The organism is Curtobacterium sp. SORGH_AS_0776 (genome assembly GCF_031453355.1).
Taxonomy (GTDB): domain Bacteria; phylum Actinomycetota; class Actinomycetes; order Actinomycetales; family Microbacteriaceae; genus Curtobacterium.
Genome location: NZ_JAVIYU010000001.1, coordinates 2,165,714 through 2,189,237 on the forward strand (window position 1 = coordinate 2,165,714; position 23,524 = coordinate 2,189,237).

At 69.1% G+C, this 23,524-nt stretch carries 18 protein-coding genes and 2 rRNA genes; 15 read left to right on the forward strand and 5 right to left on the reverse strand.

Annotation, left to right across the window (positions count from 1 at the left end; translation table 11 throughout):
• Window positions 1–12: 12 nt before the first annotated feature.
• A complete protein-coding gene (locus QE359_RS10790; protein ID WP_070416464.1) occupies window positions 13–753 on the reverse strand; it encodes a FadR/GntR family transcriptional regulator in 741 nt (246 codons plus the stop codon).
• A 187-nt stretch (window positions 754–940) separates the two neighbouring features.
• Here QE359_RS10790 and QE359_RS10795 point away from each other — a divergent pair, with 187 nt between their 5' ends.
• Genes QE359_RS10795 through QE359_RS10820 form a run of 6 tightly spaced genes read left to right on the forward strand, consistent with a single transcriptional unit; the run spans window position 941 to window position 7,096 of the window.
• Window positions 941–2,335: an MFS transporter gene (locus tag QE359_RS10795; RefSeq protein WP_071295475.1), complete on the forward strand. Its 1,395-nt coding sequence runs from the start codon at window positions 941–943 to the stop codon at window positions 2,333–2,335.
• Window positions 2,332–4,050 (forward strand): dihydroxyacetone kinase family protein, encoded by a 1,719-nt coding sequence (locus QE359_RS10800; protein ID WP_309779147.1) that lies wholly within the window; start codon window positions 2,332–2,334, stop codon window positions 4,048–4,050. Before QE359_RS10795 ends, QE359_RS10800 begins: the two co-directional genes overlap by 4 nt.
• Before the next feature lie 10 nt (window positions 4,051–4,060).
• Window positions 4,061–4,561 carry a ribose-5-phosphate isomerase gene (locus QE359_RS10805; RefSeq protein WP_309779148.1) on the forward strand — a complete coding sequence of 167 codons (501 nt, stop codon included), beginning with the start codon at window positions 4,061–4,063 and terminating at the stop codon, window positions 4,559–4,561.
• Window positions 4,561–5,352, forward strand: a complete 792-nt coding sequence (locus tag QE359_RS10810; RefSeq protein ID WP_309779149.1) for a triose-phosphate isomerase family protein — start codon at window positions 4,561–4,563, stop codon at window positions 5,350–5,352. The genes QE359_RS10805 and QE359_RS10810 overlap by 1 nt, the downstream gene beginning before the upstream one ends.
• Window positions 5,349–6,182, forward strand: a complete 834-nt coding sequence (locus QE359_RS10815; RefSeq protein ID WP_309779150.1) for a sugar phosphate isomerase/epimerase family protein — start codon at window positions 5,349–5,351, stop codon at window positions 6,180–6,182. The genes QE359_RS10810 and QE359_RS10815 overlap by 4 nt, the downstream gene beginning before the upstream one ends.
• Window positions 6,179–7,096, forward strand: a complete 918-nt coding sequence (locus tag QE359_RS10820; RefSeq protein WP_309779151.1) for a phosphogluconate dehydrogenase C-terminal domain-containing protein — start codon at window positions 6,179–6,181, stop codon at window positions 7,094–7,096. Before QE359_RS10815 ends, QE359_RS10820 begins: the two co-directional genes overlap by 4 nt.
• On the opposite strand, the gene QE359_RS10825 is transcribed toward QE359_RS10820, so the two are convergent.
• A complete protein-coding gene (locus tag QE359_RS10825; RefSeq protein ID WP_309779152.1) occupies window positions 7,086–8,687 on the reverse strand; it encodes a hypothetical protein in 1,602 nt (533 codons plus the stop codon). The two genes, QE359_RS10820 and QE359_RS10825, sit on opposite strands and share 11 nt — an antisense overlap.
• Window positions 8,688–8,789: 102 nt before the next feature.
• On the opposite strand from QE359_RS10825, the gene QE359_RS10830 reads away from it, so the two are divergent.
• Window positions 8,790–9,578: an SDR family NAD(P)-dependent oxidoreductase gene (locus tag QE359_RS10830; protein ID WP_309779153.1), complete on the forward strand. Its 789-nt coding sequence runs from the start codon at window positions 8,790–8,792 to the stop codon at window positions 9,576–9,578.
• Between the two features lie 153 nt (window positions 9,579–9,731).
• Here QE359_RS10830 and QE359_RS10835 read toward each other — a convergent pair whose 3' ends face one another.
• Window positions 9,732–10,694, reverse strand: a complete 963-nt coding sequence (locus QE359_RS10835) for a DUF1648 domain-containing protein (protein ID WP_309779154.1) — start codon at window positions 10,692–10,694, stop codon at window positions 9,732–9,734.
• A complete protein-coding gene (locus QE359_RS10840; RefSeq protein WP_309779155.1) occupies window positions 10,691–11,041 on the reverse strand; it encodes a GntR family transcriptional regulator in 351 nt (116 codons plus the stop codon). Before QE359_RS10840 ends, QE359_RS10835 begins: the two co-directional genes overlap by 4 nt.
• A gap of 235 nt (window positions 11,042–11,276) precedes the next feature.
• Here QE359_RS10840 and QE359_RS10845 point away from each other — a divergent pair, with 235 nt between their 5' ends.
• From QE359_RS10845 to QE359_RS10855, 3 genes are read left to right on the forward strand one after another with little or no spacing between them, the layout of a single operon-like run.
• Window positions 11,277–11,456, forward strand: a complete 180-nt coding sequence (locus QE359_RS10845) for a hypothetical protein (RefSeq protein WP_309779156.1) — start codon at window positions 11,277–11,279, stop codon at window positions 11,454–11,456.
• Window positions 11,453–12,463, forward strand: a complete 1,011-nt coding sequence (locus tag QE359_RS10850; RefSeq protein WP_309779157.1) for a helix-turn-helix domain-containing protein — start codon at window positions 11,453–11,455, stop codon at window positions 12,461–12,463. Before QE359_RS10845 ends, QE359_RS10850 begins: the two co-directional genes overlap by 4 nt.
• Window positions 12,463–13,341 (forward strand): alpha/beta hydrolase, encoded by an 879-nt coding sequence (locus QE359_RS10855; RefSeq protein WP_309779158.1) that lies wholly within the window; start codon window positions 12,463–12,465, stop codon window positions 13,339–13,341. Before QE359_RS10850 ends, QE359_RS10855 begins: the two co-directional genes overlap by 1 nt.
• Here QE359_RS10855 and QE359_RS10860 read toward each other — a convergent pair.
• Window positions 13,328–14,758 (reverse strand): PLP-dependent aminotransferase family protein, encoded by a 1,431-nt coding sequence (locus tag QE359_RS10860; RefSeq protein WP_309779159.1) that lies wholly within the window; start codon window positions 14,756–14,758, stop codon window positions 13,328–13,330. The genes QE359_RS10855 and QE359_RS10860 overlap by 14 nt on opposite strands.
• A gap of 34 nt (window positions 14,759–14,792) precedes the next feature.
• Between QE359_RS10860 and QE359_RS10865 the strand changes: the two genes are divergently transcribed.
• The 5 genes from QE359_RS10865 to QE359_RS10885 all read left to right on the forward strand — a co-directional run bounded on the left by QE359_RS10865 (window position 14,793) and on the right by QE359_RS10885 (window position 23,517).
• Window positions 14,793–15,596: a pyridoxamine 5'-phosphate oxidase family protein gene (locus QE359_RS10865; protein WP_309779160.1), complete on the forward strand. Its 804-nt coding sequence runs from the start codon at window positions 14,793–14,795 to the stop codon at window positions 15,594–15,596.
• A 119-nt stretch (window positions 15,597–15,715) separates the two neighbouring features.
• Window positions 15,716–16,630, forward strand: coding sequence for an NlpC/P60 family protein (locus QE359_RS10870; RefSeq protein ID WP_309779162.1), 915 nt, complete (start codon window positions 15,716–15,718; stop codon window positions 16,628–16,630).
• 40 nt (window positions 16,631–16,670) lie between these two features.
• Window positions 16,671–17,903 (forward strand): 23S rRNA (adenine(2503)-C(2))-methyltransferase RlmN, encoded by a 1,233-nt coding sequence (gene rlmN, locus QE359_RS10875; protein WP_070416448.1) that lies wholly within the window; start codon window positions 16,671–16,673, stop codon window positions 17,901–17,903.
• 515 nt (window positions 17,904–18,418) lie between these two features.
• Window positions 18,419–19,940 (forward strand): 16S ribosomal RNA (locus QE359_RS10880).
• Between the two features lie 446 nt (window positions 19,941–20,386).
• Window positions 20,387–23,517, forward strand: a 23S ribosomal RNA gene (locus QE359_RS10885).
• The 16S and 23S rRNA genes sit together here, the layout of an rRNA operon.
• Window positions 23,518–23,524: the final 7 nt, after the last annotated feature.

The following is a 23,524-nucleotide window of genomic DNA, read 5'->3' on the forward strand; positions in this document are numbered from 1 at the left end:
TGGCCCCGTTCGTCAGTCGGCGGGGCCGGCGTGCTCGATGCGGGCGCTCGCCGTGGCCATGTGGTCGTCCATCGCCCGCTGCACCGCGAGCACGTCCCCGGCCCGGAGCGCCTCGAGGATCGCCCGGTGCTCCTCGTACGCGGCCTCGGTGGCCTGGCGGGTCCGGACACGACGGCCGACCCACACGCTCAGCATCGAGCGGAGGCTCTGCAGCAGGTCGGCGAGCACGTCGTTCCCGGCGGAGCGGGCGAGCAGCACGTGGAACCGGACGTCGGCGTCGATGAAGGCGTCCGGGTCGTCGAGCGCCTGGTGCTGCCGGTCGATGTAGGTCTGGAGCTCGTCGAGCTGCGCCGGCGTCGCACGCTGGGCGGCGAGGATCGCCGCGGTGCGTTCGAGCGACGACCGGACCTCGAGCAGCTCCCGGGTCCGGTTCGACGCGAGCATGAGCCCCCACGACAGGGTCGTCGGCAGCAGGTCCGAGGTCCCGCCCTGCAGGTACGTGCCGGAACCCGGGCGGATCTGCACGATGCCGAGGATCTCGAGCGCCGCGAGGGCCTCTCGCACGGCGGACCGACCGACCCCGAGCCGTTCGGCCAGCACCCGCTCCGAGGGCAGCCGCGAACCGGGCGCCAGGTCGCCGGCGGTCAGCAGGGAGACGAGCTGTCGGGCGACCTCGGAGGCGGGGGAGCCCGTCGGCACCGACTCGAGTTCGAGGCGGATGTTGAGCGGGTCGTCCGGGCTGAACGCGGGCATGCAGTGAGCGTACCGGTCGGTCAACCGGTTGCGGCGGGACTCCCCGCCCCTCGTGGCGGCATGAAATGGTCAACCGGTTGACAAGTTTTGCGCGACCGCGCACACTGGTCCGTGCGCACCGATGCGTCACCTCCGTCCCCGGCGCAGCAGCCGACCGGAGCACCACCCCACCCGAGCAGGAGTCATCGTGGACATCCCCGCCACGCGAGGCATCCCCACCTCGGTCGTCGAGAAGACGGCCATCCGCAAGATCGCGATCCGCATCGTGCCCTTCGTGGCGCTGATGTTCTTCATCAACTTCCTCGACCGCACCGCGATCTCCTTCGCGGCCCCGAACGGCATGGAGGCCGACCTCGGCCTGACCGCCGCGCAGTTCGGGTTCGCCTCGGGCGTGTTCTTCATCGGCTACCTCGTGCTCGAGGTGCCGTCGAACCTGGCGCTGCACAAGTTCGGCGCCCGCGTCTGGCTCGCCCGCATCATGATCACGTGGGGCATCGTCTCGCTGCTCTTCACGTGGGTGCAGAACTACCCGCAGCTCGTCGGCCTGCGCTTCCTGCTCGGCATCGCCGAGGCCGGGTTCTTCCCCGGTGCGATCCTGTTCCTGTCGACCTGGGTCCCCGCCCGGCACCGCGGCAAGATGCTCGCGCTCTTCTACCTGGCGCAGCCGCTCACCAGCGTGATCGGTTCGCCGCTCGCCGGCTGGCTGATGACCCACGAGGGACTGCTCGGCGGCCTCGCGGGCTGGCGCTTCATGTTCCTCTGCGTGTCGATCCCCGCGATCATCGTCGGCATCCTGTGCCTCTTCGTGCTGAAGGACAAGCCGTCGCAGGCGAAGTGGCTCGACGAGGACGAGAAACTCTGGCTCGAGGGCGCCCTCGCGAAGGAGAACAGCCAGAAGGAGGGCAACGCGCACGGCAAGGGCGGCCTCCGTGCGGCGTTCGGCTCCGGTCGCGTCTGGATGCTCGCCGCCGTGTACTTCGGCTTCATCTACGGCCTGTACGCCCTGAGCTTCTTCCTGCCGACCATCATCGACGGCTTCCAGGAGCAGTTCGGCACCACGTTCGACCTGTTCCAGAAGGGGCTCATCACGGCGATCCCGTACGTGCCCGCCGCCGTCGTCCTCTACTTCTGGTCGCGTGACGCGTTCCGGCGCGGCGTCCGGGTGTGGCACATCGCGGTCCCCGCCCTCGTCGGTGGCCTGAGCATCCCGGTGGCCCTCTACATGAACAGCCCGGCCGCCACGGTCGCCGTCATCGCGATCACCGCGTGCTCGATCTTCGCCGCGCTGCCGAACTTCTGGACCGTCCCGACGCAGTTCCTCACCGGTGCCGCGGCGGCCGCGGGCGTCGCGCTCATCAACACCGTCGGCAACCTCGGCGGGTTCGCCGCGCCGTACATCACCGGCGCCGTCAGCGAGTGGACCGGCGGGTACCAGGTGCCGATGTTCATCGTCGGGTTCTTCATGGTGCTGTCGAGCGTCCTGATGTTCGTCCTCGGCCGGACCACGAAGCGGAACGAGCGACGCGACGCCGACGCTGCCGCGCAGGCCGCGACGACCACGACCCAGGAGTCCCACGCATGACCCGCCTGTTCAACGACCCCGCGGACTTCGCGGACGAGATGGTCGACGGCTTCGTCGCCGCGAACCGCTCCCGGGTGCGGAAGGTCCACGGCGGCGTCGCCCGCTCGACCACCAGCCCCGAGGGGACCGTGGCGCTCGTCGTCGGCGGCGGGTCCGGGCATTACCCGGCGTTCGGCGGGCTCGTCGGGCACGGCCTGGCCGCCGGTGCGGCGATGGGGAACCTGTTCGCCAGCCCGAGCGCACAGCAGGTCACGTCGGTCGCGACGGCCTCCGAGCACGGCGGCGGGGTGCTGCTGAGCTACGGCAACTACGCCGGCGACGTCCTCAACTTCGACGCAGCTGCCCGGGCACTCACCGCGGCCAGCATCGACGTCCGCACGGTCCGCGTGACCGACGACGTCGCGAGTGCCCCGAGTGCCGAGGCCCACAAGCGCCGCGGGATCGCGGGCGACCTCTGCGTGTTCAAGGTCGCCGGAGCCGCCGCCGAGCGGGGCGACGACCTCGACACCGTCACGGCGATCGCCGAGCGGGCGAACGACCGCACCCGCAGCTTCGGCGTCGCGTTCTCCGGCTGCTCGCTCCCCGGCGCGGACGAACCCCTGTTCACCGTCCCCGAGGGCCGCATGGCGATCGGCATGGGCATCCACGGAGAACGCGGCATCGACGAAGCCGACGTCCCCACCGCGTCCGGACTGGCGGACCTGCTCGTCGACAAGCTGCTCACCGAGCTGCCGTCCGGTGTCGCAGCCGACGGAGCACGCGTCGTCCCGATCCTCAACGGCCTCGGTTCCGTCAAGTACGAGGAGCTCTTCGTCGTGTTCGACGCCGTGCAGCGCCGACTGACCGCGGCCGGCGCAGTCGTCGTCGAGCCCGAGGTCGGCGAACTCGTCACGAGCTTCGACATGGCCGGCGTCTCGCTGACCCTCTTCTGGCTCGACGACGAGCTCGAGGAGCTCTGGGCCGCCCCGGCCGACAGTCCCGCCTACCGCAAGGGCGGTGCCGTCCCGCAGGAGCCCGTGTCGTCCGACGTCCTCGAGGCCGGCGTGGTCGTCCCCGTGACCGTCGGCACCGACGAGTCCCGGGTGGCCGCGACCCGCATCGCGACGGCGATCACGGCCGTGCGCGCGACGATCGACGCCCACGCCGACGAACTCGGCCGCATCGACGCCGTGGCCGGCGACGGCGACCACGGGATCGGCATGCAGCGCGGCTCCACCGCGGCGGACGCGGCGGCGCAGGACGCCGCAGCACGCGGCGCCGGTGCCGGATCGGTCCTCGTGATCGCCGGTGACGCCTGGTCCGACAAGGCCGGCGGCACGTCCGGTGCGATCTGGGGCGCGGCCCTGGAGGCACTGGGTCGCGTCCTCGGGGACACCTCGCGCCCGTCGGCCACCACCGTCGCCGGCGCCGTGCACGCGGCCGCCGAGGCCGTCCTCGCGTTCGGGGCCGTCCCGGGCGACAAGACCATGGTCGACGCGCTCGTCCCGTTCGACGAGGTCCTCACCGCCCGCACCGCGGCCGGCGACGACCTGGTCACCGCCTGGTCCGCCGCGTCCGCCGCTGCCACGACCGCGGCCGACGCCACCGCCGACCTGCTGCCGCGGATGGGCCGCGCCCGGACCCACGGCGAGGACGCGGTCGGCACCCCCGACGCCGGTGCGATCTCGTTCGCCCTCATCACCGCCGCGGTCCTCGCGACGCTCTCCGAGAAGTAAGGAAGACCCCATGACCGAGCAGCAGTTCCGCATCGTCGTCGGCTCCGACGACGCCGGGTTCGACTACAAGGAGATCATCAAGGCCGACCTCGCCACGGACCCGCGCGTGGTCAGCGTCACCGACGTGGGGGTCGACGCGGACGGGCACACCGCCTACCCGCACGTCGCCGTCGACGCAGCACGCATGGTCGCGAACGGCGAGGCGGACCGGGCGATCCTGATCTGCGGCACCGGACTCGGCGTCGCGATCGCCGCGAACAAGGTCCCCGGCATCCGGGCCGTCACCGCGCACGACTCGTTCAGCGTCGAGCGCTCGATCCTGTCGAACGACGCCCAGGTCCTCTGCATGGGCCAGCGGGTCGTCGGAGTCGAGGTCGCCCGGCGCATGGCGAAGGAGTGGCTCGGCTACGAGTTCGACCGCTCGTCCGCCAGCGCGGAGAAGGTGCAGGCAATCTGCTCGTACGAAACGAGCACTGACGACGGCTCGGCCCCGGTCGGGACCGACGCTTGATGCCCGCGTCCACGGCAGCCGCCCAGCTGACGATCGGGGTGTCGCTGAAGATGTACTTCTCTCACGCCCGGACGCTCGAGTGGGCAGCCGCCGTGGCCGACATCGCCCGGACCCACCCCGCGGTGCAGTCCGGCGCCGTCGAGCTCTTCGTGATCCCGACGTTCCCCGCGCTCGTCCCGGTGCGCGAGGTGATCGGGGACGCTCCCATGACGCTCGGCGCGCAGGACCTGGCCTGGGCGGACATCGGCGCCTTCACCGGCGAGGTGTCCGGTGCGGAGCTGCGCGAGATCGGCGTCGCGCTCGTCGAGATCGCGCACGCGGAGCGGCGCTCCCTGTTCCACGAGACGGACGAGGAGATCGCCGGGAAGGTGCACGCCGCCTTCCGCAACCACCTGCGGCCCCTGATCTGCGTCGGGGAGACCGCCCGCGCCTCCAGTGAGACCGCCGTGGCGGACGTGACCGCGCAGCTCGACCGGTTCCTGGCGACCGCGACCGCGGACGGTCTCGCCGGGCCGATCATCGCGGCGTACGAACCCGTGTGGGCGATCGGCGCCCCGGCGCCCGCGCCCGACGAGCACATCGTCGCGGTCCTCGCCGGGATCGAGGAGCACCTCGCCTCCCGGCCGGAGCTCGCCGGCTCCGTCGCGATCTACGGCGGCAGCGCCGGACCGGGCCTGCTCACCCGTGGGCAGGGGCGCATCGGCGGGCTGTTCCTCGGACGGTTCGCCCACGATCCCGCCGCGATCCGGACCATCCTCGACGAAGCCGCGCAGCTGGGAGCGACCGCATGACCACCCTGCTCGGCCTCTCCACCTACGCCTACTTCTGGCGGATGTCCGACCGTGTGCCGGACCCGATGTCGCTCGACGACGCGATGCGGGACGCGGCGGCGCACGACGGCGTCGACCTCTTCCAGATCTGCGACCACCTGCCGCTCGACACCGCCTCGGACGACCGACTGGCCGCGATCCGGGCACTGGCCGACGAGCTCGGCCTCGCGCTCGAGGTCGGCACCCGTGGGACCCACCCGGAGCACCTCGCGCGGTACCTGCACGTCGCGCAGGCGCTCGGCGCGACCCTCGTGCGGAGCATGTGGACGAGCGGCGACGACCAGCCCGACGCCCTCGAGACCGAACGCCGACTGCGCCGGGCGCTCCCCGCGTACGAGGCCGCCGGGGTGACGCTCGCGCTCGAGACCTACGAGGTCGTCGCCACCGAGGACCTCGTCGCCGTCGTCCGGGCCGTCGGCTCCGACCACCTCGGGATCTGCCTCGACCCGGCGAACACCGTCGCGCGGCTGGAGCACCCCGCCGACGTGGTCGCCGCGGCCGCCCCGTACGCGCGCAACTGGCACGTCAAGGACTCCGGGTTCACCCGCTCACCGGGCTGGGTCGGGTTCCAGTACACCGGCGTCCGCACCGGCACCGGTCTCCTCGACTACGACGCCGTCCGCGCCGCGATCGACCCCGACGCACGGGGCATCAACCGCGTGATCGAGTTCTGGCTGCCCTGGCAGGACGAGGCCCTCGGCGCCACGGGCGACCCGGCACAGACCACCACCCGCGTCGAGGCGGCGTGGACCGAACACACCATCGAGTACATCAGGAGCAAGGAATCATGACCGACACCGTCACCACCCCCCACACCGTCGCTGCCGGATCCGGTACGGCCGACGTCACCGTCGCCGTGATCGGTGCCGGCGGCAAGATGGGCACCCGCGTCTCGAACAACTTCGCCAAGAGCGAGTACACGACGCTCTACAGCGAGGCCTCGCCCGCCGGCCAGGAGCGCATCGAGGCCCTCGGCCGGTCGCTCACCGACAGCGTCGAGGCCGCCAAGGTCGCCGACGTCGTGATCCTCGCCGTGCCGGACGTCCTGCTCGGCAGCATCTCCGAGCAGCTCGTCCCCGTCATGAAGTCGGGTGCCAGCATCCTGACCCTCGACCCGGCCGCCGCCTACGCCGGGCTGCTCGCGAAGCGTGAGGACATCCACTACGCCGTGGCGCACCCGTGCCATCCGTCGGTGTTCCTCGAGCGCACCACCAAGGCCGAGTGGGACGACACCTTCGGTGGCATCGCCGCCCCGCAGGAGGTCATCGCCGCCTTCGACGCGTCGGAGTCGCTCGGCGACGAGGGTGACGCCGCCAAGGCGATCGCCGAGGCCGTCATCACGACCATGTACGCGCCCGTCATCCAGGTGCACTGGGTCACGGTGAAGCAGCTCGCCGTCCTCGAGCCGACGCTCGTCGAGACCATCGCCTGCATGATCGGCGACTTCCTCAACGACGCCCTCGAGGAGACCGTCACCGGTGTCGGCGTGCCCCGCGAGGCCGCCCGCGCCATGCTCTACGGCCACACCTGGATCGCCCTGACGAACGGTCTGCGTGGCTCGAACCCGTTCTCGGACGCCTGCCACATCGCGATGGGCTACGGCCGCGAGAAGCTCATCAAGGAGGACTGGAAGCAGGTCTTCGACGACAGCGAGCTCGACAGCGTCATCGCCAAGATGCTCAAGATCGACGCCGTCAAGCGCTGATCGATCCCCGAGACCGGAACGCCCCGCCGACCCCCTTCCGGCGGGGCGTTCCCCTCGGTCCCCACGCCTCGGCGAGCGTGATCGAGGCGACTCCCGGCACCGTGAGCGCCTTGACCGCCGCGTCGAACCACGCGGCGGCGGCCGCGGAGTGCTGCTGCGGATCCGTCGCGTCCGGCACGAACTGCGGCCCGGAGCCGGCCTCGACCGAGGCGTCGGTCACGGCCTGACGCGGCGACGTCGCCACGGCGTTGAACCGCGGACGCAGCGTCACCGGCCCGACGTGGAGCGGCCTGCCGGCGGCCAGCCTGGAGGCGCTCATCGCCACCCAGCGCTGCATCCGGATCGACTCGGTCACCTGGGCACGGCTGCGGTCGTGCATCTGCGGCGTCACGCTGAACGTGAGCGGACCGTCCCAGTCGCCGAACAGGTCGATCGTGCGGTTCAGCTCGGTGAAGTGCGCGCGCGTCCCGGCCACGACGTCGAGTCCCTCGTGCGCGGCTGCTGTCTCCCGGAGCGCCCGCTGCAGCGCCGTCGTCGTCACGTGCGACGACGGGTCGAACGCGCCGATGCGCACCACCGGCCCGGACGCCAGGACCTCGTCGACCGCGGCGCGCAGCCGGGCCGGGTCGTCGCTGACGAACCGCACGTCGAGCGGCGCGCCTCGGGCGTCCCGCCGGGCGGAGGCGAGCACCGCGGCGACGTCGTGGTCGCCGAGGACGGGCTCGACGAGGATCGGCACGCCGCCGGGGAGTGCCTCGTCGTCCGGGCGCGCAGCGGCCGGGGCGGAGGTGGCCAGCAGCTGGAGGGTCGGGGGCGGGGTGACCACGGAGGTCGGGGCCGGCCCGTCGAGCGCGGCGAGGTCCGGGGCGGGGGAGGGCGCGCCTCCCGGGTGTCGCACCGCGCGCAGCGTGAGCGCCTGGTGGACGACGGCACCGGCGTCGAGCGCGACGGGGAAGGGCTCGGCCAGCGGCGTCGAGTAGGTCTTGAACGAGGCGTCGGTCCAGTTGCGCTGGTCCTCCATCTCGAACACGTCGCCGGTGAGGTCGAGCGTGCAGTCCGTGCCGCCGGTCGTCCAGGCGTACCCGGCGACGTCGGTCGCGGGTTGGTGCGGGGCGATCCACAGCGGGAACGTGTGCGATGTGGCGGGCGCTGCCGGGTGGCGGACCGTGAACGGGGTGCCGGCGAGTGTCGGCGGGTGCAGGACGACCAGGCCGATGCGGTTGCGGCGGAACGGCGCGGTCGTGGTGGCGGTCGCGTCGACGTGCAGGGTGTCGGCGTCGATCGTGAGGTCGAGGGTGGTGCGGAGGACCTCGGCGTCGTCGAAGGCGCTCGTCACCTCGATGCGGGTATGGGCCCGGGCCCGCGCGTGCCCGTGTTCGTCGGACGCGGCGGCGTCGGTCGTCCGGCGGGTGACGGTGTCGTCCGCGGTGCGCCAGTCCTGGTCGCGGGTGACGAACCGGATGCCGCGCAGCACCGGCACCCCGTCGTGGCGGACGTCGGCGAGCTCGGAGCCGCGGAGGGTCACCCGCCACGGTCCGACGACGAGCACGTCCTCGGCGGTCGAGTCCGCCCACGCACCGTCGTCGGTCATGTCCCTTTGCTACCAGTCGGTCAACCGGTTGCGCAATGATGTGTCCAGGAGCGGCGTCGCTCCGAGGACGGGGCACTGCCGCCCTGAGGACGGAGCACACGCATGGCCGGACGACTGACCGGGAAGACCGCCCTGGTGACCGGGGCCGGATCGGGGATCGGGCGGGCGATCGCGGACCGGTTCGTGGCCGAGGGGGCGCGGGTCGTGTACGCGGACCGGGACGCTGCTGCTGCCGCTGCTGCTGCCGCTGCTGCTGCCGCATCTGCGTCCGCGGCTGTCACCGCCGACTCGGCGATCGCGCTCACCGTGGACATCGCGGACGAGTCGAGCGTGGCGGCCGGCTTCGCCGCCCTGGTCGCCCGCGGCGCCGTACCGGACGTCGTCGTCGCCAACGCCGGCGTGCAGCTCTTCGGTCACGACGCGAAGGTCGCCGACGTCGCGCTCGAGACCTGGAACCGCACGATCGCGGTGAACCTGACGGGCACCTTCCTCACCGTGAAGCACGCCGTCCGGGCGATGCTCGCGGCCGGTGGCGGCGGGTCCGTCATCGTGACGGGGTCGCCGACCGGCCTGAACGGCGAGGGTGCCGACTTCGCCGCCTACTCGTCCACGAAGGGCGGCGTCCACGCGCTCGTCCGGGCGACCGCGATGGCCTACGCCCGTGACGGCATCCGCGCCAACACCGTCGTGCCGGGCTACACCGAGACGGCGCTCGTCCAGGCGATCTCGGGCGACCCGGAGTCCCGCGCGGCGATCGTGTCGCGGACGCCGCTCGGACGGGCGGGGACCCCGGACGACGTGACCGGGATCATGGTGTACCTCGCGAGCGACGAGTCGTCCTACGCGACCGGCGCGCTCTTCCGGGTCGACGGCGGGATGACGAGCCTGTAGCGCCGCGCCGCGCCCCGCCCGCGCCCGGGCCCGCGCCCCGCCGCGCCGCGCTGCGCCGCGCCCCGCCACGGCGCTCGACGGTGAGCAGAAATGGTCGGGTTCGCTCGACCGACCCGACCATTCCTGCTCACGAAGAGCGCACGCGCCCCGGGGTCAGGCGTGCCCGCGTGCCGCGAGCAGCGCGCCGAGCGCCGCCGCACCGCGCTCGGCATCGGCGACCGTGACCACCCGCGCTCCGCCGCCCCGGAGCCGGACGACGAGCCCCGGCCCCGAACGGACCACGTACGCCACACCCCGGCCGGAGATCCGGTAGCCCCACCCGCCCCACTGCCCGGGCGACACCTGCTCCCACCCGCACGACTCGATGCGGTCGAGCGGGACCCGCACGAGGGGGATCCGCGTCCACGTCGAGGTCAGCCGGAAGCCGCGTCGATCGACCGTGCACTCGACCCGCGCGAGCACCGACACCGCGATCCCGGCGAGGACGAGCAGCCCGCCCGACACCGCGGCCGCGGTGATGTCGGCGGACGCGGACGCGGTGGCCCAGGCCGCGACGACGCCGCCGACGACGAGGACCACGCCGAGCCCCGCGAACCAGGGGCTGCCGGCCCGTGCACGCCAGGCGACCCGGGCGTCCGTCGGGACGTCCAACGGAGGGACGTCGTGCGCGGGGACCGGCGCTGCCGTCCGGACGAGCGCGATCGTCGGCGGCACGGCCACGGCGACACCGACCACGAGCGTGAGGACGGCCCACCACACCGGGAACGTCGGGTCGTCGACGCGGTCCACGATCGCCTCGGCGATCCATGCGGTCGCGACGGACCCGCTCAGGAGGTTCGCCACCAGCAGCAGGGTCGCCCACGTCCGGCGGTCGTTCCGTCCGAGCGCCACCACCGCGAGTCCGGCGGCGACCAGGGCCACCACGAGGGACCCCCAGAAGAACGGCCACGGCGACCCCCAAGCGTCGGCGACACCGTCCGCGCCGAAGTGCGTCGCCACCCGTGCCGGCAGCGCGGGTCCGAGCGTGAGCGCCGTGACGACCAGCGCGACGGCCACCGCCGCGCTCGGTCCCACCACGGCCAGTCGTGCGCCGGTCCCCATCGTCCGAGTCGTCATCGTGCCCCCTTGATCATCGCGTACAGGTCGTCGAGCGGGACCCCGAGGGTCTCCGCCTGCTCACGGAGCTCCACCACCAGCGACCGCAGGCGGTCGAACGACGCGTTGCCCGACCGCAGCACCGTGGCACCGCGGCCCCGGCGCAGCTCGATGAGTCCGTCGTCCTGCAGCTGGGCGTAGGCCCGCAGCACCGTGTGCATGTTGACGTCGACGGCGGCCGCGAGCTCGCGCGCGGACGGCAACCGCTCGCCGTTCCGGAACTCGCCACGGGCGATCGCGTGCCGGATCTGGGCAGCCACCTGGTCCGCGAGCGATGTCCGTGCCGCGGGATCGACGGTGATCAGCATGTTTGCATTGTATGCGAACAACATACTCCGCGACAGTGCGCGGGCCGTCCGGATTGCGCAGCCCGCTGTCCGGTCCGCGTGGGGTGTCCGACACGCGCGTACCGTCAGGAGGGAAGACGGCATCGTCACGCGTCCTCCCGACGCTCCGATGGCACCTCCCTGACCCCGAGGCCGTTCTGGACGTCGGCACCCATGAGGCCGAGGCGGAGCCGGGCTCGCGAGCAGGGAGCACGCCATGAGCAGCCAGGAACCGAGCAACTACCAGTCCAACGCCGACGTCCAGCCGGTGCGGGTGACCACGTACCGACACCTCCGACGGGCCACACGCCGCGGCTGGGCGGTCCCCGTCGAGTCCGAGCCGTCGCTCGCCGACCTCGTCGGGGAACGATCGCCTGGTGGTCCGGAGCGACGGTGATCCCCGCGGCGGACCGGCCGCCGGCGGAGTCCTCGACCGCGGAGGTCCGTCGGACCTCCGTCCGGGAAGTCCTCCAGAGCGGCACCGACCCCGATGAAGCACTCGAGTTCTACCGCGGCGTGTACGACGGCCACGACATGGCCTTCGCGCCCTCTTCGTCGCCGTTCGGCTTCCGGTACCGCGCCACCGGGGACGGCCGCCTGAGCCTCCGCACATCGTCGGTGTCCGCCGCTCGGTCCGGCTTCCTCGCACCCGAACGGCAGTACCTGCTGGCGTGGTCGGTCGAGGGCGGCATCGTGGTGGACGACGACGTGCTCCTCCGCGCCGGCGTGCCCGTGATGTACCCGGCCGGACGCCCCTTCCACGTCTCGGCACCGGCAGGGACGAAGCACCTCGTGCACTTCGACGCGGACTTCCTCGAGGCCGTCGCGGTCGTGGGGACCGACGCCGCCCCCGTCCCCCTCGCGTTCCCCGTGACCGTGTCCGCGGAACGCCTCGCGCCGCTGCAGGCCGTGCTGCGCGAGGTCGCCCGTCCGCTGCTCGACGTCGCCGTGGTCGACGCCGACCGGGCCGCGCTCGACCTGCGGCTCGCCGAGGCGGTGCTCGGCGCCTTCCGCTCCGATGCCGACCGCCGGGGGACCGCCGCGCCCGCCGGGACGGTCGAACGTGCGAAGGCGTTCATGCACGCGCACTTCGACCGGGCCATCGCCGCCACCGACATCGCCGCCGCGGCCGAGGTCAGCGTCCGGACCCTGCAGGAGGGGTTCCAACGGCGCGAGGGCAGCACCCCGATGGCGTACCTCCGCGACCTGCGCCTCGAGAAGGCCCGCCTCGGCCTGCAGCTCGCGGACCCCAGCGAGACCTCCGTGGCCACCGTCGCGCACTCCTGCGGCTTCCGGCACATGGGGCGGTTCTCGGGTTCGTACTTCTCGATGTACGGCGAGTACCCGGGGGACACCCTCCGCGGTCGGAGACGACGCATCGCCGCCGCGGATATCGTCGGGTGATGCCACCAGAGACGCGTCCCGTCGTCACCGAGGACACCGAGTTCGCCGTCCGCGGCGCGGGCGCTCCCGTCCTCGTCGTGCACGGCACCCCCGGCGGGATCGACGTCGCCGAGATCATGGCGCGGTTCCTGCCGTCCGCCGACTTCCGTGTCGTCACGCTCTCACGTCCCGGGTACCTCGGCACCCGGGTCCGACCCGGCCACGACTCGCTCGACGACGAGGCCGATCGGTACGCCGAGGTCCTCGACGCGCTGGGCATCGACCGCGTGGCGGTGCTCGCCTGGTCGGGCGGGGCCCCTGCCGCCTACCGGTTCGCCGTCCGCCACCCCGAGCGGGTCCACTCCCTCGTCGTGGCGGCCGGACTGACCGGTGCCTGGACGCCCCCGGAGGTCTCCGCACCGGAGCGCCTGGTCGGCGGCACCCTCCTCGGCGCCGCACTCGCCCGGGCCGCCGCGCGACTGGTGCCCGGCGTCGTCGTGCGCCTCGCGGTCTCGGGCGTGAGCTCCCTGCGCGGTCGACGGCTCCGCGAGCACGTCCGCGGGATCCTGCGCGATCCGGAGCGTCGCACGTTCCTGCTCGACCTCGCCCGCACCGGCAACACCGCGGGCCCGCACCGTGCCGGGTGGGAGGCCGACGTCCGGAACCTCGGCGCGGTCACCGACCTCGACCTCGGAGCCGTCCGTGCCCCGACACTGCTGCTGCACGGTGACGCGGACGTCGACGTCGAGCCGTCCAACAGCGTCCGCGCGGCGGACGAGGTCCCGGGAGCGGAGCTCCTCGTCCTGCCCGGCGGCACCCACTTCGCGCTCTGGGACCACCCGGACGCCAGCGCCGTGCAGGACCGGGTGCGGGCCCACCTGCGGCTCAGTACCCCCTGACCGGCAGTACCTCGAGCAGGACGTCGAGTGCGCGATCGAGCTGCGGCAGGGTCAGCGCGCCGTAGCCCAGGACGATCCCCGCCGGTGCGCTCCCCGGCGACACCTCGTACTCCTCGAGCGCGCTCACCAGCACACCGGACCGCGCCATCCGGGCGACCACGTCGTGCCCCGCCGCCCGACCCGACCACGTCAGGACCGCGTGCAGCCCGCCGTCCAGGGCACGCGCCTCCAGGCCCGCGACCGCTGCCACGCGCGTCGCGACCCGCTCCCGTCGGTGCGTGTAGTCCCGGCGCACGCGGCCGAGGTGGCGGCGGAGGGCGCCCGTGCGGAGGAGGTGCGCGAGCGCGACCTGCACGGGCTCCGCCACCACGGGTCCGCGAGCGAGCCGCGAGGCGACGACGGCCTCGAGCACCGGCCCCGGTGGCAGGACCACGTAGCTGCAGCGCAGCCGTGGATCGAGGGTCTTCGAGAACCCGCCGACGTGCACCACGACGCCCGTCGCGTCGAGTGCCGCCAGCGCCGGGACGGGGGAGCCGCGGTGCCGGAACTCCGAGTCGTAGTCGTCCTCGACCACGACCGCCCCGGTGCGCGTCGCCCAGTCGAGCAGGCGGAGCCGTCGTGCCACCGGCATCACCGAGCCGAGCGGGTACTGGTGCGTCGGCGTGACGACGACCGCGTCCACCGGGCCGACGCGGCCGAGGACGTCCACGTCGATCCCGTCGCCGTCCACCGGGACACCCACGAGGGTGGCGCCGGCGCTCGTCATCGCCCGACGTCCGGAGCGGTAGCCGGGATCCTCGACGGCGACGACCGGCGCCCGACCCAGGCGGTTCCGGAGCCCCTCGGTGACGAGCGAGAGCGCCTCGGCCGTGCCGGCGGTGACCACGATCCGGCCGATCTCCGGGGCGAACCCGCGAGCGAGGCCGAGCTGGGCAGCGATCTGCGCGCGGAGCTCCGGGAGGCCGGCCGGGTCGGACAGCGCGTTGCGGAGCGGGGCGTCCGCAGCGGCGCGCCAGGCGGCCCGCCAGTCGCGGGCGGCGATCGCCGTCACGGCGGGGATCCCGGGGCGGGCGTCGAGGAGGTCCGCGCCGGTACCTGCCGCGCCGTCCGCGTGCCCGTGCGTGCGCCCCGTCGCGTCGCGCGCAGCGTGCTCGGTGGGCCAGTGGCCCGCACCGACCCCCGCCGCCACCCGCGCCACCGCCCCCTGCCGCGTCCGGATCCACCCCTCGCCGTCGAGTTGCTCGTACGCCGCGACCACCGTCCCCCGCGCCACCCCCAGCTCCGCCGCGAGGACGCGGGTCGACGGCACTGCGTCCCCGGCCATCAGCGTCCCGTCCTGCACCATCGCCCGGACGCGCGCGACGACCCCGGCGGTCTTCCCGAACTGGTCCACCTGAGCACCGCCGATCTGGTCCACGAACCGGACCGGTCCTGACCCTAGCGTTGCCCGCATGCGCACCACGAGCCTCCCGTCCGACCCCGCCGTCCCGTCGCTCACCGTCCGCCGCCTCCGCGACCGCCAGTCCCACGACCCCGCCGACCTCGACGCGATCCTCGCCGAGGCGATCGTCGCGCACGTCGGCTTCGTCCGCGACGGACACCCGCTCGTCCTGCCGTTCCTCTGCGGCGTCGGCGACCTCGGCGCCGGCCCCGTCCTGCTCCTGCACGGCTCGACCGGCGGCGGTCTCTTCCTCGACGCCGGCGCCGCGGGTGTCCCCGTCAGCGCCACGGTGACCCACGTCGACGGCCTGGTGTTCGCACGCTCGACCTTCGACAGCTCCGCGAACTACCGCAGCGCCGTGGTCGTCGGCAACGCCACCGTGGTGCCGGACGACCTGCGGACCGAGGCGCTCTGGCAGGTCGCCGACCACCTCATGCCCGGACGCCGCGACGAGGTCCGCGAGATGACCGCCAAGGAGGTCCGTGCCACCCAGGTCCTCCAGCTGCCCCTCGACCACGCGAGCGTGAAGATCCGCGCCGCCGGCGTCGGCGAGGCTGCCGACGACGCCGAGGACCACGCGGTGTGGGCGGGCGTCCTCCCGCTCGCGGTCACCGCCGGGAAGCCGCTCCCGGGGGACATCTCGGGGGACGCGCCGGTCGACGAGTCGGTGCGCGCCCTGGCGGCCCGCCTCGACGACCTGGCACGGGCTCGGGAGGCGCGGATCGCCGCCGTCATGCGGGACCGGACCACCCGGGCCGTCTCGCGCGACGTGAACCGCGGTTCTGAGGGGGCTGCGAGGAACACCCGAGCCTGAGACGAACCGCAGGAACGGGCCGCGAGTGCCCAGCGGGGTCCAGGTTCGTGACCAATACGTTATCTTCCCGAGTCGCCTCGTCCCCTGCTCGGGCCGGCTCGTCCGACCCGGAAGGAACCATGGGACGCCACGCACTGCCCGCAGCCCCCGACGGCGCGGCCACCACCGAAGCCGTCGAACTGCGCCGTCCCCGCGGACGTCGTTCCGCCTTCGGCCCCGCCGTGGCCCGCTCGACCTTCGTGGAGCACGAGAAGCCGGCGCGCAGCGTGTCCCTGTCGAACACCCACCCGGTCGCCTCGACGGCCGTTGCCGGAGCGGCCGTGCTGTCCCGGTCCGCAGCGCTCCGAGCCGAACGGGCGGTCGACCCGCGGCACGTCCGCCGGGCTGCCAACGCGAAGCGCGCAGCGGTCCTCCTCGCGCCCGCACTGGCCATCACCTCGAGCCTGACGCTCGCGGTCCCGGCGAACGCCGCGACCCCGTCAACCGACGCGCACCACGGGACGACCACCTCGCAGCACACGCAGACCTACACCGTCGCCCGGGACGTCGAGGTCCCCGTGGTGTCGACCGACGGCATGACGACGACCACGACCGTGGTGTCCTACCCGACGATCGTGACGAAGTTCGGCGTCAGCACCCAGCAGGCGGAGGACGCGATCTCGAAGATCCTCTCCGCCGGTGGCGACCGGGCGACCGTGGTCTCCACCGCCCTGCAGTACATGGGCGACCCGTACGTCGAGGGCGGCGCGAGCCACGAGGGCATCGACTGCTCCGGCCTCACGATGGTCGCGTACGCGGCCGTCGGGATCCCGCTCGTGCACTACGTCCCGACGCAGGACGCCGCGGCGACGACGATCCCGGAGTCCGAGGCGCAGCCCGGCGACCTCGTCGTGTACGACAACGAGGACCACGTCGGCATCTTCCTCGGCGACGGACTGGTGCTCCAGGCGCCACACCCCGGCGCGGTCGTCGACATCGTGCCGATGTACTCCGCGGCGCACCACTTCGCCCGGGTGCTCCCCGCCGGCAGCTGACCGGCACCCGCGGGGCGTCGTCGTCCCGTAAACTGGAGTGATGGCCTCCGAGACCCGCACCCCCTTCGAAGAGCAGCGCTCTGCTCGTCCGCAGGTGCGTCCGCGCACCGAGGGCTGGACGCAGGCCACCGGGACCGACGGCCGGCCGCTGCTGCAGTTCGCGTCCCCGAAGCGTGGCAAGCCGCCCGTGCACCTCGCCGACATGACGGTCGCCGAGCGCGAGGCGAAGGTCGTCGAGCTGGGGCTGCCGAAGTTCCGCGCCAAGCAGCTCTCGACCCACTACTTCACGCACTACACGTCCGACCCCGCGCAGATGACCGACCTGCCGGCCGCCCAGCGCGAGGAACTCGTGGCGGGCATGCTCCCGCCCCTCCTCACCGAGACCCGTCGTCTGGCGACCGACAAGGGCGACACGATCAAGTTCCTCTGGAAGCTCCACGACGGGGCGCTGGTCGAGTCGGTGCTCATGCGGTACCCGGGGCGCATCACGCTCTGCGTCTCGTCCCAGGCGGGGTGCGGGATGAACTGCCCGTTCTGCGCGACCGGGCAGGCCGGGCTCACCCGGAACATGTCCACGGCCGAGATCATCGAGCAGATCGTCCGTGCCAACGCCGCCATCGCCGCGGGGGAGCTGGGCGGTGATCCCCGCAAGGGCGGGAAGGACCGCGTCGACGCCGAGCGCGTGACGAACATCGTGTTCATGGGCATGGGGGAGCCGCTCGCGAACTACAAGCGCGTGATGGACGCCGTGCGGATCATGGTCGCGCCGCAACCGAACGGCCTCGGCATGAGCGCCCGCGGCATCACCGTGTCGACCGTGGGGCTCGTCCCCGCGATCAACAAGCTCGCCGACGAGGACATCCCCGTCACCTTCGCGCTCTCCCTGCACGCGCCCGACGACGAACTCCGCGACGAGCTCATCCCGGTGAACTCGAAGTGGAAGGCGGACGAGGCGATCGACGCCGCCCACAACTACTTCGTCAAGACGGGCCGACGTGTCTCGATCGAGTACGCGCTCATCAAGGACATGAACGACCACGCGTGGCGTGCCGACCTGCTCGCCGAGAAGCTCAACAAGCGCGGCAAGGGCTGGGTGCACGTGAACCCGATCCCGCTCAACCCGACGCCCGGCTCGGTCTGGACTTCGTCCGAGGTCCACGTGCAGGACGAGTTCGTCCGCCGACTCAACGCCGCCGGCATCCCGACGACCCTCCGCGACACCCGCGGCAAGGAGATCGACGGTGCGTGCGGGCAGTTGGCTGCGGCCGAGTAGGTCGGTTCGGTTCGTTCGTTCGTTCGGTCGGGAGGCACGGTGCGGGTTCGCACCGTGCCTTCCGTCGTTCCCGGCGCGGGTCGGCACTGCCCGCACCGCGCGATCCGCGTGTTTCCGGGCTTCGCAGAGCCGACACGCCCGGGATGTGGCCCGGGTTGGTGCTGCCGTTCACCTCTGCGTAAAGTAATCACTCGTTGCCGCTGAGGCGGAGAACGGAACGGCCGAGACGGTCACCTGGTCACAGACCCGGAGATCTTGTCCACCACGGTTCTTCCCCGGGCAACGAAAGCCAAAAGCCTCTCTGGCGGAACCTCGTTCGGGGTCGAGTGGGGAGTGCGTCTGGTCCTTGAGAACTCAACAGCGTGCACATTGTCAATGCCAATTTATTGACCCCGTGACTCATCAGCTTGCTGGTGGGTTCGGAGACAATTCCTTTTGGATAGACAGAATTGTCAGTAGACAGTTCTTTTTGTCAGAATCAACTCGCTGACATCTTCGGGTGTTGGTTGTAATTTTTTACGGAGAGTTTGATCCTGGCTCAGGACGAACGCTGGCGGCGTGCTTAACACATGCAAGTCGAACGATGATGCCCAGCTTGCTGGGTGGATTAGTGGCGAACGGGTGAGTAACACGTGAGTAACCTGCCCCTGACTCTGGGATAAGCGTTGGAAACGACGTCTAATACTGGATATGACTGCCGGCCGCATGGTCTGGTGGTGGAAAGATTTTTTGGTTGGGGATGGACTCGCGGCCTATCAGCTTGTTGGTGAGGTAATGGCTCACCAAGGCGACGACGGGTAGCCGGCCTGAGAGGGTGACCGGCCACACTGGGACTGAGACACGGCCCAGACTCCTACGGGAGGCAGCAGTGGGGAATATTGCACAATGGGCGAAAGCCTGATGCAGCAACGCCGCGTGAGGGATGACGGCCTTCGGGTTGTAAACCTCTTTTAGTAGGGAAGAAGCGAAAGTGACGGTACCTGCAGAAAAAGCACCGGCTAACTACGTGCCAGCAGCCGCGGTAATACGTAGGGTGCAAGCGTTGTCCGGAATTATTGGGCGTAAAGAGCTCGTAGGCGGTTTGTCGCGTCTGCTGTGAAATCCCGAGGCTCAACCTCGGGCTTGCAGTGGGTACGGGCAGACTAGAGTGCGGTAGGGGAGATTGGAATTCCTGGTGTAGCGGTGGAATGCGCAGATATCAGGAGGAACACCGATGGCGAAGGCAGATCTCTGGGCCGTAACTGACGCTGAGGAGCGAAAGCGTGGGGAGCGAACAGGATTAGATACCCTGGTAGTCCACGCCGTAAACGTTGGGCGCTAGATGTAGGGACCTTTCCACGGTTTCTGTGTCGTAGCTAACGCATTAAGCGCCCCGCCTGGGGAGTACGGCCGCAAGGCTAAAACTCAAAGGAATTGACGGGGGCCCGCACAAGCGGCGGAGCATGCGGATTAATTCGATGCAACGCGAAGAACCTTACCAAGGCTTGACATACACCGGAAACGGCCAGAGATGGTCGCCCCCTTGTGGTCGGTGTACAGGTGGTGCATGGTTGTCGTCAGCTCGTGTCGTGAGATGTTGGGTTAAGTCCCGCAACGAGCGCAACCCTCGTTCTATGTTGCCAGCGCGTTATGGCGGGGACTCATAGGAGACTGCCGGGGTCAACTCGGAGGAAGGTGGGGATGACGTCAAATCATCATGCCCCTTATGTCTTGGGCTTCACGCATGCTACAATGGCCGGTACAAAGGGCTGCGATACCGTAAGGTGGAGCGAATCCCAAAAAGCCGGTCTCAGTTCGGATTGAGGTCTGCAACTCGACCTCATGAAGTCGGAGTCGCTAGTAATCGCAGATCAGCAACGCTGCGGTGAATACGTTCCCGGGCCTTGTACACACCGCCCGTCAAGTCATGAAAGTCGGTAACACCCGAAGCCGGTGGCCTAACCCTTGTGGAAGGAGCCGTCGAAGGTGGGATCGGTGATTAGGACTAAGTCGTAACAAGGTAGCCGTACCGGAAGGTGCGGCTGGATCACCTCCTTTCTAAGGAGCATCTGGCTCGTCGTGTCCTTCGGGGGACGGTGGGTCCAGGCGCCGGATCGAGACGAACGTTCTCGCCGGTAGCTCATGGGTGGAACATTGACAGTGCAGTCGGGAGCGCAGCTTCCTGATCTCAGTACGCCGGGGCCTTCGTGGTTCGGGTTGGAACGGGTTGGGGGTGAGCGGGTCGGCTGGTGCACGTTGTTGGGTCCTGAGGGACCAGGCTTCCTGACCGTGATGGTCGGGGGTTGAGCCGTGACTGGGGCCTTTTGGGTTCTGGTTGGGTTCTTCGGTGGGCCGCATGATGCTGGGAGCATGGCTTCTGGGGGAGTGTGGTGCCGATCGTATGTTGAGAACTACACAGTGGACGCGAGCATCTTAGATCGCTCGGAACGATGATGACTTTCGGGTTGTTGTTGTTGTGAGTCGATCGCAATTTTAATCTTTGTGGTCAAGTTTCTAAGAGCAAACGGTGGATGCCTTGGCATCTGGAGCCGAAGAAGGACGTAGAAATCTGCGATAAGCCTCGGGGAGCTGATAATCGAGCTGTGAGCCGAGGATTTCCGAATGGGGAAACCCCGCTGGGCGCTTTTGTGACCTGGTGACTCCCGCCTGAATATATAGGGCGGGTAGAGGGAACGTGGGGAAGTGAAACATCTCAGTACCCACAGGAAGAGAAAACAACATGTGATTCCGTGAGTAGTGGCGAGCGAAAGCGGATGAGGCTAAACCGATCATGTGTGATAGCCGGCGGGCGTTGCATGGTCGGGGTTGTGGGACACGTCGCTCAGTTCTGCCGGACTGGGGCGGTTACAGCGCATCATAGTCGAACCGGTTTGAAAGCCGGGCCGTAGTGGGTGCCAGCCCCGTAGACGAAATGGTGTTATGGCCGGATGTGTATCCCAAGTAGCACGGGGCCCGAGAAATCCCGTGTGAATCTGTCAGGACCACCTGATAAGCCTAAATACTCCCAGATGACCGATAGCGGACAAGTACCGTGAGGGAAAGGTGAAAAGTACCCCGGGAGGGGAGTGAAATAGTACCTGAAACCGTTTGCTTACAAACCGTCGGAGCCTCCTTGTAGGGGTGACGGCGTGCCTTTTGAAGAATGAGCCTGCGAGTTAGTGATATGTGGCGAGGTTAACCCGTGTGGGGCAGCCGTAGCGAAAGCGAGTCTGAATAGGGCGATTTGAGTCGCATGTCCTAGACCCGAAGCGAAGTGATCTATCCATGGCCAGGTTGAAGCGACGGTAAGACGTCGTGGAGGACCGAACCCACTTCAGTTGAAAATGGAGGGGATGAGCTGTGGATAGGGGTGAAAGGCCAATCAAACTTCGTGATAGCTGGTTCTCTCCGAAATGCATTTAGGTGCAGCGTTGCGTGTTTCTCGCCGGAGGTAGAGCTACTGGATGGCCGATGGGCCTCAACAGGTTACTGACGTCAGCCAAACTCCGAATGCCGGTGAGTGAGAGCGCAGCAGTGAGACGGTGGGGGATAAGCTTCATCGTCGAGAGGGAAACAACCCAGACTACCAACTAAGGCCCCTAAGCGTGTGCTAAGTGGGAAAGGATGTGGAGTTGCATAGACAACCAGGAGGTTGGCTTAGAAGCAGCCACCCTTGAAAGAGTGCGTAATAGCTCACTGGTCAAGTGATTCCGCGCCGACAATGTAACGGGGCTCAAGCACACCGCCGAAGTTGTAGATTTCGCACACTCGATAAGCCTTCGTGGTTCAGTCGTGCGGAGTGGTAGGAGAGCGTCGTGTGGCGAGTGAAGCGGCGGAGTGATCCAGCCGTGGACGCTACACGAGTGAGAATGCAGGCATGAGTAGCGAAAGACGGGTGAGAAACCCGTCCTCCGAAAGACCAAGGGTTCCAGGGCCAGGTTAATCCGCCCTGGGTAAGTCGGGACCTAAGGCGAGGCCGACAGGCGTAGTCGATGGACAACGGGTTGATATTCCCGTACCGGCGAACAACCGCCCAAGCTAATCCAGTGGTGCTAAGAGTCCTAACCCGCATTGACCGGATCCCTTCGGGGTGATGGCGTGCGGTCTAACGCTCGACCCCATGCTGGTGCGGTTAGCGTATGAACAGGTGTGACGCAGGAAGGTAGCTGAGCCAGGCGATGGTATCCGTAAGGTGATCCTGGTGTAAGGATGTAGGGCTGACGATAGGCAAATCCGTCGTCTAGATGCCTGAGATCCGACGCGTACCCGTAAGGGGAAATCAGTGATCCTATGCTGCCGAGAAAAGCATCGACGCGAGGTTGCAGCCGCCCGTACCCGAAACCGACTCAGGTGGTCAGGTAGAGAATACCAAGGAGATCGAGAGAATCGTGGTTAAGGAACTCGGCAAAATGCCCCCGTAACTTCGGGAGAAGGGGGGCCGGACACGTGATGCGGACTTGCTCCGCTGAGCGTTGAAGGCCGCAGAGACCAGTGGGAAGCGACTGTTTACTAAAAACACAGGTCCGTGCGAAGTCGCAAGACGATGTATACGGACTGACGCCTGCCCGGTGCTGGAAGGTTAAGAGGAAGGGTTAGCCTTTGGGCGAAGCTCTGAATTTAAGCCCCAGTAAACGGCGGTGGTAACTATAACCATCCTAAGGTAGCGAAATTCCTTGTCGGGTAAGTTCCGACCTGCACGAATGGCGTAACGACTTCCCAGCTGTCTCAACCGCGAACTCGGCGAAATTGCACTACGAGTAAAGATGCTCGTTACGCGCAGCAGGACGGAAAGACCCCGTGACCTTTACTACAGCTTGGTATTGGTGTTCGGTGTGGCTTGTGTAGGATAGGTGGGAGACTGTGAAGCGGGCACGCTAGTGTTCGTGGAGTCGTTGTTGAAATACCACTCTGGTCACTCTGGATGTCTAACGTAGGACCCTGATCGGGTTCATGGACAGTGCCTGGTGGGTAGTTTAACTGGGGCGGTTGCCTCCCAAAGAGTAACGGAGGCGCCCAAAGGTTCCCTCAACCTGGTTGGCAATCAGGTGGCGAGTGTAAGTGCACAAGGGAGCTTGACTGTGAGACTGACAGGTCGAGCAGGGACGAAAGTCGGGACTAGTGATCCGGCAGTGGCTTGTGGAAGCGCTGTCGCTCAACGGATAAAAGGTACCTCGGGGATAACAGGCTGATCTTGCCCAAGAGTCCATATCGACGGCATGGTTTGGCACCTCGATGTCGGCTCGTCGCATCCTGGGGCTGGAGTAGGTCCCAAGGGTTGGGCTGTTCGCCCATTAAAGCGGTACGCGAGCTGGGTTTAGAACGTCGTGAGACAGTTCGGTCCCTATCCGCTGCGCGCGTTGGAAATTTGAGAAGATCTATCCCTAGTACGAGAGGACCGGGATGGACGAACCTCTGGTGTGTCAGTTGTTCTGCCAAGGGCACCGCTGATTAGCTACGTTCGGACCGGATAACCGCTGAAAGCATCTAAGCGGGAAGCCGTCTTCGAGATGAGATTTCCATGCACCTTGAGTGTGAGAGGCTCCCAGCAGACTACTGGGTTGATAGGCCGGATGTGGAAGCGGGGACTAACGACCCGTGGAGCTGACCGGTACTAATAAGCCGAAGACTTGACAACACAACTA